This is a genomic window from Rubneribacter sp., from assembly GCF_965361815.1.
Map to the genome: position 1 here is coordinate 1 of NZ_CBDTNW010000138.1, position 9,768 is coordinate 9,768.

Annotated in this window: 8 protein-coding genes; 2 read left to right on the forward strand and 6 right to left on the reverse strand. The window is 61.0% G+C overall.

The genetic code is table 11. The annotated features are described in order from the left end of the window. Positions 1–1,470, reverse strand: a 1,470-nt coding sequence (locus ACWKY3_RS10190; RefSeq protein WP_449316298.1) for a response regulator transcription factor, incomplete at its 3' end; no start/stop codon positions are given. Positions 1,471–1,685: 215 nt separating this feature from the next. On the opposite strand from ACWKY3_RS10190, the gene ACWKY3_RS10195 reads away from it, so the two are divergent. Further along, a complete protein-coding gene (locus tag ACWKY3_RS10195) occupies positions 1,686–3,317 on the forward strand; it encodes an FAD-dependent oxidoreductase (protein ID WP_449316299.1) in 1,632 nt (543 codons plus the stop codon). Positions 3,318–3,576: 259 nt separating this feature from the next. On the opposite strand, the gene ACWKY3_RS10200 is transcribed toward ACWKY3_RS10195, so the two are convergent. The 3 genes from ACWKY3_RS10200 to pyrE all read right to left on the reverse strand — a co-directional run bounded on the left by ACWKY3_RS10200 (position 3,577) and on the right by pyrE (position 6,389). Next, entirely contained in the window at positions 3,577–4,188 is a 612-nt protein-coding gene (locus ACWKY3_RS10200) for an HD family phosphohydrolase (RefSeq protein ID WP_449316300.1), read from the reverse strand. 830 nt (positions 4,189–5,018) lie between these two features. Continuing rightward, on the reverse strand, positions 5,019–5,699 hold the full coding sequence (locus ACWKY3_RS10205) for an HAD family hydrolase (protein WP_449316301.1): 681 nt from the start codon (positions 5,697–5,699) through the stop codon (positions 5,019–5,021). Positions 5,700–5,708: 9 nt separating this feature from the next. After that, positions 5,709–6,389 (reverse strand): orotate phosphoribosyltransferase, encoded by a 681-nt coding sequence (pyrE, locus tag ACWKY3_RS10210; RefSeq protein WP_449316302.1) that lies wholly within the window; start codon positions 6,387–6,389, stop codon positions 5,709–5,711. Between the two features lie 267 nt (positions 6,390–6,656). Here pyrE and ACWKY3_RS10215 point away from each other — a divergent pair, with 267 nt between their 5' ends. Further along, complete coding sequence (locus ACWKY3_RS10215; protein WP_449316303.1) at positions 6,657–7,907, forward strand: ATP-binding protein; 1,251 nt, start codon at positions 6,657–6,659, stop codon at positions 7,905–7,907. 63 nt (positions 7,908–7,970) lie between these two features. Here ACWKY3_RS10215 and ACWKY3_RS10220 read toward each other — a convergent pair whose 3' ends face one another. Then, the gene (locus ACWKY3_RS10220) at positions 7,971–8,624 is read right to left on the reverse strand and encodes a TorD/DmsD family molecular chaperone (RefSeq protein ID WP_449316304.1); all 654 of its coding nucleotides are present in this window, start codon (positions 8,622–8,624) and stop codon (positions 7,971–7,973) included. 93 nt (positions 8,625–8,717) lie between these two features. Continuing rightward, the coding region (gene nrfD / locus ACWKY3_RS10225) for an NrfD/PsrC family molybdoenzyme membrane anchor subunit (protein ID WP_449316305.1) at positions 8,718–9,768 on the reverse strand (1,051 nt) is incomplete at its 5' end.

A 9,768-nucleotide genomic window follows, 5' to 3' on the forward strand; every position in this document is an offset into this window, starting at 1 on the left:
GGAGAGGAGCGCCTTGCGCCGCTCTTCCACCATGTCGATAAGCTCCTGCTTGCCGTGAACGCCGCGCGCTGCGTACAGGGTCTTTCTATACGACCGGACGGTGTTGGGAGAAAGGTAGAGGGTGTTCGCAATATGCGTCACGTCGCGGCCTAGCGCGAGCAGCGCGAGCACCTCCGCCTGCCGGGCGGACAAAGCGTGCTCCTCGGCGACAAGCGCGCAGGCGCGCTCTGTGTCGGACAGGACCCCGCCCGGTCCCTCGACGCGTTCCTCGCCCGACTCCGCACCGGCAACTCGCTTGTCCGAGCGCACCCTGAGCCGCTTGCTCCTGCCCACCGTCACAATGAAGAACGCCGGGATCACCAACACGTACAAAAGCACGAGGGCGGCTGCGTAGGACTCGAAGTGAAGCACTCCCGCCCGAGACAGGTGCTCCAGCCCAAGCTGAACAACGTTCGACAGATACACGCAGCCCGCGAACAGCCCGTACAGCGACACCGCTGAAACCCCGCTTCTTTGCGCCAGCTCCAAACACGTGGTCACCATGAGGACCGACACGAAGAAGAAGCACGCGTTCCCCACGAAGAGGATGATCCACGTCTGAGAAGGATCGAGCAGGGGGAGCAAGAAGGCGAGGCTGGCGAAGATGGGAAGGAACACGCAGTAGAACCTCGGCAGCGTCACGCTCTTCTTCAATCCGAACCACACCGCCATGAGCAACGCCAGCGAGGCGGCGTGGGCGATGGGAAGCAGCAGCCCGCCGAAACCGTCGTCGCCTTCCGGGCTGCCGAATGCAACGCTGGCGATGGGCGTTATCAACACAAGGGCCATCGCGCACACAATGGGCAGCGAAACGTCCTTCGCCGCCAGACGAAGCTGATGCGCCGAAACATGCCGGGATGGCGTCCCGCCTCCAAACGAATGGACGCGAACGTTTGCCGCAAGAAGAGCGACGCTCAAGGGAGCGAGCGCGCCGAACGTGACAACGTCCCGCAGAGGGTCGGAAAGAAGCTCGTAACCGAACATGACGGCAATGAGGACCATCGAACCCAGGGCCAGCAACCATTGCGCCCGCCTGAACTCCTGGTCCGCCAGTATTCGGAGCCATTGGCAGTACCCGCATGCGCTTCCAAACGCCAGAAAAGCCGCCGGCACGTAAAGGACGCCGGCTGGCAACCCGAACGCACGGCAAACCGCATGCGCCGCAAAAGCCAGAACGAACGAAGCCGTCACCGCAATCACCAAGGCATAGCGTCGAAACGGGCCTTTCCTGCAATCCAGCCAACATATGACGAAAAACGAAAGGGAGAAGCACGCGGTTTGCACGATGCGCGCAAGGAAGTCGTCACCCGAAAACGCCGCCGAATACGACGACCCGCTGAACGTGGTGAACGAAAGCCATGCCCCCGTGCCTGCAAGGTACAAAAGAAACTTGGCATCGAAACGGACCCTCTTTGCCGCCGCAGAACGCACTTCAAGCCCTCCCAACTCTTGTACGTCGCCCCCCACTATTGCACACGGGAAACGACCGCGCAAGCGTCGGGCGCTTGATTTCGGCATCGCGGAGAAGAACCCCCAATCCGGGGGTATCCGCATTGCCGAACAACCCTTTGCAAGGGTGTGGCGACGCATGCGCCGTCGGCGGTACCCTCAAAGCGCATTGTCCATGAAAAGGAAAGGGGACGAATATGGGCACCGCCATCAACCGCCGGTCGTTTTTGAAGGGATCCTTGATCGCAACAGGGGCTTTGGCAGCCGGATCGCTCGCAGGCTGCGCGCAGCCGAAAAGCCCGGAGGACGCTGCAGAGGATCCCGGCCAATCGGCAACCGACTGGCTGGGATCCGCGCCCGACATCGAAGCAGAGGATTGCGCGAGCACGCAGGAAGCCGACGTGATCGTGGTTGGATCGGCCCTCGCAGGCGTGCTGTCGGCCTACTCCGCCATCCAAGGCGGTGCGAGCGTGATCATGATCGAGCGCAACGGAGCACCGCACATCAGCGGCAGCGGCATAGGGTTCTTCGACTCGCGTTATCAGCAGGAAGGAGGCCAGCCCCTCCACGATGCCCAGGTGATGATGCACAAGGTGGTGAACGAGGGCAACCTGCGCGTGGATACAAGCCTGGTGGCCCTGTGGGCGTACCACAGCGGGGAGATCTTGGACGAGCTGGAGGAGAACGTCCTGCAGCCTGCCGGCCTGCCCGGCACGATCAGCTTGGGAGAGCCGCTCGACGAGCGTGACCTCGACCAGTACGAGTCGCAGTTCCACGTGGATTTCGACCCCGAGGGCAACGACAGCCTGGAGCGGTTCGTCTACACGTTCCACGACTGGATCACCGAGCACGGAGGGACCATCTCGTTCAACACGTGCGCGCGAAAGCTCGTCCAGGATGAGGACGGCAGGGTAACCGGCCTTATCGCCACCGACGAAGACGGCAACTACGTGCACTACCAGGCCGCGAAGGGCGTCATCATGTGCGCCGGATCGTACGGCGGCAACGCGGCGATGGTCGATCACTTCTGCTACCCCTCGATGGCCGAGTTCGTGAAGCGCTACAACGCCTACAACGCAAAGGCGTCCGCCACTGCCCCTGTGACCACCGACGAGGTCATGGACGACGGCATCGGGCACCGAATGATGTGCTGGGCGGGGGCCATCATGGAGGAGATCGACCCCTCTTACCAGGCATGGTCGGTGGACAGCTACTCGTTCGCGGCGCCGCTTGCCGTCAACACGCAGGGCAGGCGCTTCATGAACGAGTGCATATCGTCGCTTTCCACCAGCTTCCACATCATGGAGCAGCCCGACCACAGCAACTACGTGTGGCAAATCCTCGGATCGGACGACTTCGACATGCCGCCGCTTCTGCCCATACCGGGCATGAACCGCGAGACGATGGACGCCATAGCCGCAAATTCGGAGCACTACGAGGCGGACACCATCGAAGAGCTGGCTGAGAAGATAGACATCGACCCCATCGTGCTGGCGGAGACGGTCGAACGCTACAACCAACTGTGCGAGCAGGGCCGAGACGATGACTTCGGCAAGGCGCCCTGGCATCTCAATCCGGTGAACGTGCCCCCTTACAAGGCGTTCAAGGAAAACTACCATTTCTATGGAATGAGCAGCGGCGTTAAGGTGAACAACAAGCTGCAGGTGGTAGACGGCGAATGGAACGTCATACCGGGACTGTACGCCGCCGGCAACTGCGTGGGCTGGCGCATGGGAAGCGGATATCAGAACGTGATTCCCGGCCTGTGCAATGCGTACGCGGCATGCCACGGCTATTTCGCCGGCAAGAACTGCGCTGCGGAAAGCTGATTCGACCGGCGCGCCCTTGAGCGCCGCTTTCCCTCCCCTTGGGCGAAGGCCCCGCCGCGCGCAAGCTGCGGCGGGGCCTTCCGGCGTGACGGGGCGGGCGTGGCGCGGGGCGTGGCGCGACGGGGCGGGCGTGGCACGTGGCATGCGGCACGGCGCGGGGGACGATTGCCCGCCTTCCGTGCCACGCGATCTGGGGCGCGCTTCAGGCGCGGCATCGCCCGCGCCTGCGCGTCACCAGCCGAGGAGAGGAGCGCCTCCCCTACTCGGCCGACGCTTCCGCTTGAAACGTGTCCTTGTCGGGAGCGAAGGACCGCATGGCCTCGATGGTGCGGGCGAACAGCTCGTCAAGCTCCCAGCCGAGCATCTCGGCGCCGCTCCTGATGACGTCGCGGTTGACGCCGGCGGCGAAACGCTTGTCTTTGAACTTCTTCTTGAGTGACTTCACTTCGAAGTCCATGACGCTCTTGCTGGGTCGCATGACCACGGCCGCGCCGATGAGGCCCGTAAGCTCCTCGGTGGCGAACAGGACCTTCTCCATCTGAAGCTCCGGTTTGGGCAGATCGGTGTTGAAATCCGACGTGTGGCTCTGGATGGCGCGGACAAGCTCGGGCGTGCCGCCGGCGGCTTCGATGAGCGGCGTGGCGTACAGCGTGTGCTTCTCGGGTTCGTCGTCGTGCTCTTCCCAGTCGAGGTCGTGCAGCAGCCCGACGATACCCCAGAACTCCTCGTTCTCCGGGTCGAACTCGCGCGCGAAGTAGCGCATGGTCTGTTCCACCGTCTCGCCATGCTCGATGTGGAACGGATCTTTGTTGTGCTCTTTCAACAGCGCGAACGCCCCATCGCGCGTCATTCCCGCCTCAAGTTTCGCCATGTTGGTCGCTCTCCTTCCGAATCGGCGATCGATTGCGTCCATGCTACCCCATTCCCCGCAACCTGTCAGCGGAGGGAACGGCCGGACTCGAGGCCCCGGCGATGCCCGGAGGCCGATCCTCGTCCGGCTTTGACTTCGGCAGCCGGCTTTGGCTTTGGCTTCGGCTTCGGCAACCCACCCCGGCAATCGACTCCAACTCCGGCAACCGGCTTCGGATTCGGCAGCCGACTCCGGCTTGGCTTCGGTTTCGGCTTCGGTTTCGGCCGACAGTCCTCCTTACGGTAACGGATTCGCAAAGTTGACGATATCGTCTACCGTTTCCGAACGCAAGAGCGCCTCAGCGGCGCTAGGGTCGGCTTTGGAAAACGCAACGGTAAGGAAATTCTTGAATTCCTTACCGTAAGGCCGCGCACGAGCAAGCACAAGCAAGCGCGCATGCCTCGGTTTAGCCAGCACGGCCGAAGCAACGACGCAAGAACGCAATCGGCAGACCCGATACGGACCGAACGCATGACCAGCGCTTTCGCCGTCGACAGAACGAATCGTGCGGAGAGTCAAGACTGCGGCCCGCGCAAGGACGCAAACCCGTGCAAGCCGCAAGGCCGCAGCGAATCTCAGAAGCGATCATCACGCCGCCTTTGCTGCGGCAATATCTCACCGCTCGAAGCGAATTTTTCTCGATGCTCAGGTATTCGCAACGAAAAGCGACCTTCGCGACGGGAACGCCGCGAACCGTCACCGTACGCACCTCGTCTAGATCGCCTGCTCGCTTGATGCGGCCGCAGGAAGCTACAGGGCGCCACGCCCAAGGCCTGCCAACAGCCGCCCCATCAAACCGGCGGTTCGTTCCAGGTGAGGAACTCATCTGCGTCCAGCTCGGCAAAGGTGCAGACGACGTGGTCGCACGCTTCGCGCAGCTCCTCATGGGTGCCCGACACGTCGCAGTCGTAGATGCCGAGGGTGCGGTACCCCGCCGCGCGCAGCGTGCGCACGGCGTACACCGAGTCTTCCATGCCCCACGTGGTCGCGCGCGGCGTTCCCATGATCGTGCGGGCCAGATCCCACACGGCAGGCTCGCGCTTGGACGCCCCCGCCTCGTCCACCGACACGATGGCGTCAAGATGCCGCGCAAATCCGCATCGGGCCAGGCCGGCTTCCAAATACGCCTTCGGGCTGGACGAGGCCACGCTCATACGCACGCCGCGCTCGGCCAGCTGTTCCACAAACGCGAGCGCGCCGGGGCGCTCCTCGGCACGCTCGGCGTAGAACTCCATCATGAACGCGTCGATCATGCCCGCCACGTCCGCGTCCGAGGCCCCCAATCCGAAGCGTCCATGGAAAAACGCCGCGCACTCGGGAATGGTCAACGTGGTCAGGGTGTCCACATCCTCCTTGGAAAGCTCCACGCCCGCACGGCGCGCCAGCTCGGACTCCAGCTCGCGCCACACCGTCATCGAGTCGAGCAGCGTCCCATCGCAATCGAAGATGATACCGATGCGCCCGCGTTCCATGCCCGTCGCCTACTTTGCGCCGTACTGGGCGTAGTACTGGTCGATGGCGGCTTTCGTTTCGTCATCAATGACCACGCGGCCCTGCACCTCGCGGTTATGCAGGTACTCGGTCACCTCGGCCATGGACACGATGGACGCCACCGGAAAACCGTACTTCTCCTGCACCTCCTGCTGCGCCGTCACCACGCCGCCCTTGCCCACCTCCATGCGGTTGAGCGACACGATCAGGCCCTTCACGTCCACGTCGGCCGCGCCTTTCAGGACGGGGTACGTCTCGTCGATGGACTTGCCGGACGTGGTCACGTCCTCCACCATGATCACGCGGTCGCCGTCGCGCAGATCGCTTCCCAGCAGGTTGCCCGCGTCCGCGCCGTGGTCTTTGACCTCCTTGCGGTTGGAGCAGTAACGCGCCTCCTTGCCGTACAGTTCGTGGAGTCCTATGGCCGTGACCACCGACAGCGGGATGCCCTTGTACGCCGGACCGAACACCACGTCGAAGTCCAATCCGAAGTTGTCATGGATGGCGCGCGCGTAATACAGGCCCAAACGATGCAGCTGATCGCCCGTCACGTAGGCGCCCGCGTTCATGAAGAAGGGGGACTTGCGGCCGCTTTTCAGCGTGAAGTCGCCGAATTTGAGCACCTGGCTTTCCACCATGAACTCGATGAACTCCTGCTTGTACTGCTCCATGGCCGTCCCTTTCTCCAAGTCGTCCGCACAGCGGGCGCATGCAGCGCGCCGTGTTCATAATACTAGAAGCATCCCGCATCCGGAGCGTTCGCGCGGAGATTCGGAGTGAGAGGGAGTGAGCGCGCAGCGCATTCGGAGCACCGAACCATAAACGTCCTTTCGTTGCACCACTTTTGCAACGAAAGTAGTTTTCGTTGCAAAATGAATGCGTCGAAAAAAGTTTTCGTTGTATAATCGTTGCAACAACACAACGAAAGAGTGGCTCAGATGAGAGAGACAACCAACCTCGAATACAAGCGCGAAGTTTCGAGAACCTACCTTAAAACGGTAAGCGCTTTCGCGAACTACGGAACAGGCGAAGTGCTATTCGGCGTAGCTGATGACGGAGCAGTCCTCGGCATAGCTGATCCAGCAGCAGCCTGTTTAAGGATCGAAAACGAGATTAACGATTCTTTGAACCCCGTTCCTCTTTTCTCTTTGAACGTCGATGGCGACACAAGAGTAATCACTCTTACTGTGCAGGAGGGACCGGAAAAACCCTATCTGTATAAAGGCAAGGCGTATCGCAGAGCCGATTCCTCCACAGTCGAAGTAGGCCCTCTTGAACTCAGGCGCTTGGTGCTTCTTGGCACGAACACCACCTTCGATGCCGTTATGTCAAACGATCAGGACCTTTCGTTTAAGATCCTCGAACGCGAACTCCGACGAAAAATAGGCTTGGACGCGCTCGACAAAAACGCCCTTATCTCGCTTGAATTAGCGAATTCAAGCGGACTATTCAACAACGCCGCCGCTCTCTTGGCGGACGAAAACCACTTCCCCGGTATAGATATTGCCCGTTTTGGACCTTCCATCAACATCATTCTCTCTCGGCGCACCATAGAGAAATCTTCTCTCTTAACTCAGATGAGCGAAGCAATGGCCGCCTTTGACGAGTATTATTCCTACGAAGTTATAGAAGGTGCGAAGCGAATTTCGAAATGTCTCATCCCCCGAGAGGCATTTCGAGAAGCGGTTGCGAACGCACTCGTGCATCGTCGATGGGATGTACCAGCTAGCATCAAAATCAGTATGTTTGAAAGCCGCATTGAGGTAAGCTCTCCTGGAAGCCTCCCGGAGGATCTGAGCGAGGAGGCTTATAGGGCGGGCGGTCCCTCTATTGCTAGGAACCCCGTACTGGCAAACGTTTTCTACCGCCTGGGTTATATCGAGCGATTCGGTACAGGTATTCCGCGTATTCTGGAAGCGTATGCGGCCATGATTGCATCGCCGACGTTTGCTATTACGCCGTCGTCGATTACTGTAACTTTACCTATTGATGAAGAGAATATCTTTTCAGACAACGAAAGACTCATGTTGAATGCCTTGACGAAGGGAACCTCCTTTTCCCGTGCCGAAATATCCGAAGCAACAGGTATGTCCAAAGATAAAGCAATACGAGTACTCAATGACTTGCTCGAAAAAAACGCCATTTTCAAAACCGGATCAGGCCGCTCGGTGAGATATGCACGGAGGTAAAACATTTCAGCAACCTGCAAATATACACGATGAAACACGAGCCGCCCAGGGTTACATGGGCGGTTAGCCCTCCAGTTCCCGGCGGTGCCAAGAAGTGAGGGCTTCCGCTACGGCAAGCAGGTGGTCGTGATAACCGCCCGGGGCGGTTTTCGCTACGGTCGTGCGGAAAGCTGGCAACCAGTTGAGAAGATGCTCGTCAAGGAAGCGGGCCTCGGAGGGAGGGGTTGCCGCGCCCGTGTCGTTGGTACCTTCCGCGCTACCGGTACCTTCCGCGCCTTCCCCCCGCCGGCGGCAGATTTCGGACAGGCACAGAAGCTCGATACCGATATGGTCCTCGTACTGGTTGTTTTCGTTGCGCACCTCTAAGCCAAGGGTGCGCAGCACTTCGCGCATCTCAAACGTTGCCTGGCCAAAGCCTACGGTTACGTTTTCAGCACGGTAGAAGGTTTCCCACGGGGGTGCCGCGGGAGAGGGCGGCCCCACAAAAAGGCGGGTGTGCTCCACAGCCACCGCCGTCGGATCGTCCGGTGCGCAGGTGCGCGCGAACTCGGCGCACGCCTGCACGGCACACGCTATTCCTTCGTCGTCGAACGTGGGAAACGCTTCCCAAAACGCAGGGTCAATACCCACGGTTGCCGTCTGCGTCATGGGCTTCAACAGGGAGTTTCCTAAAAACGCATACGCTTGCGCCAACTCCTCGCGCGCTGCCTTGTCCATCGTGGTCACCCTCTCGCACATCGCATCGCGGCGGGACGCAGCCGCTTTTGCTTGCAGCACCCCACTGCTCGCTGCGCCCCGCCGCTCCATTGCCTACGCCGCCGCGGCCACCTTGGTGCCGACCAGCCGATCAACCAGCACCAGGAACGCCAGCGCACCCAAGCACATCACGCCCAGCACTATCGCCATCTCGTAGGCCGTAGGCAGGTATACGCCACCAAGCGCCCACATGTCAACACCGCCCTGCTGCGCCGCCTGCGTGCCAAGCGAAACACCCGGCGCGCCCGCCACGTTGAACTCGGCGAACGACGTGAACAACAGCCACACGCGCTTGCACAGCACGCCCAAGATCACCAGCACGCCCGACAGCGCCACCAGCCCGGCGCGTTCGCGCGCCTTCTGAAACACCATCAGGCAGAACGGCACCACCAAACCGAACACCGCCTCGAACCAGAAAAACGGCGCGGTTTGACCCGTCAGCATGATAGAGAGCGTCTGCGCACCCGAGCCACCATTGTAGCCCATGGTCAGAAGCTCGCAGAAGATGAAGAACGCGTCCACGGCTATGCAGGTGGCAAACAGCCCGGCCAGCGACTTCATAAGCGCGCGCGGGAACTCGATGATCTTGGCCTTGTCCAAACCGATGAGGCACACCAGCAAAAGCCCCAAGCCCGAATCCATGGCGCTGGCCACGAAGATGGGCGCCATGATGGCCGAGTTCCAACCCTCCTTGGCAATCTCCAGGCCGAAGATCCACGCCGTCACGCTGTGCACGAGGATGGCCACCGGCAGCGCGAAGCGCGACACGATGGAGATGCGGCGCGAGTTGGTGCCATCCTTATACATGAACGCCAGGTACACCACGTTGATGACCAGGTAGATGGTGATCACGCACATGTCCCACACCAGCGGGCTGGTGAAGTTCGCCCCGGTCAGGATGCGCCACACGCGTTGGATGCCGCCCAGGTCAATGAGCACGAACATGCCCGCGCAGCAGATGCACACCGTGGACAGGATGACCGCCGGCAGCGCCACCTGCTTGTACTTGTCGATGTGGAACACGCTGGCCGACGAAGCCACGATGAGGCCGCCCGCCGAAAGCCCCACGAAGAACATGAACATGGTGATGTAGAGGCCCCACGAC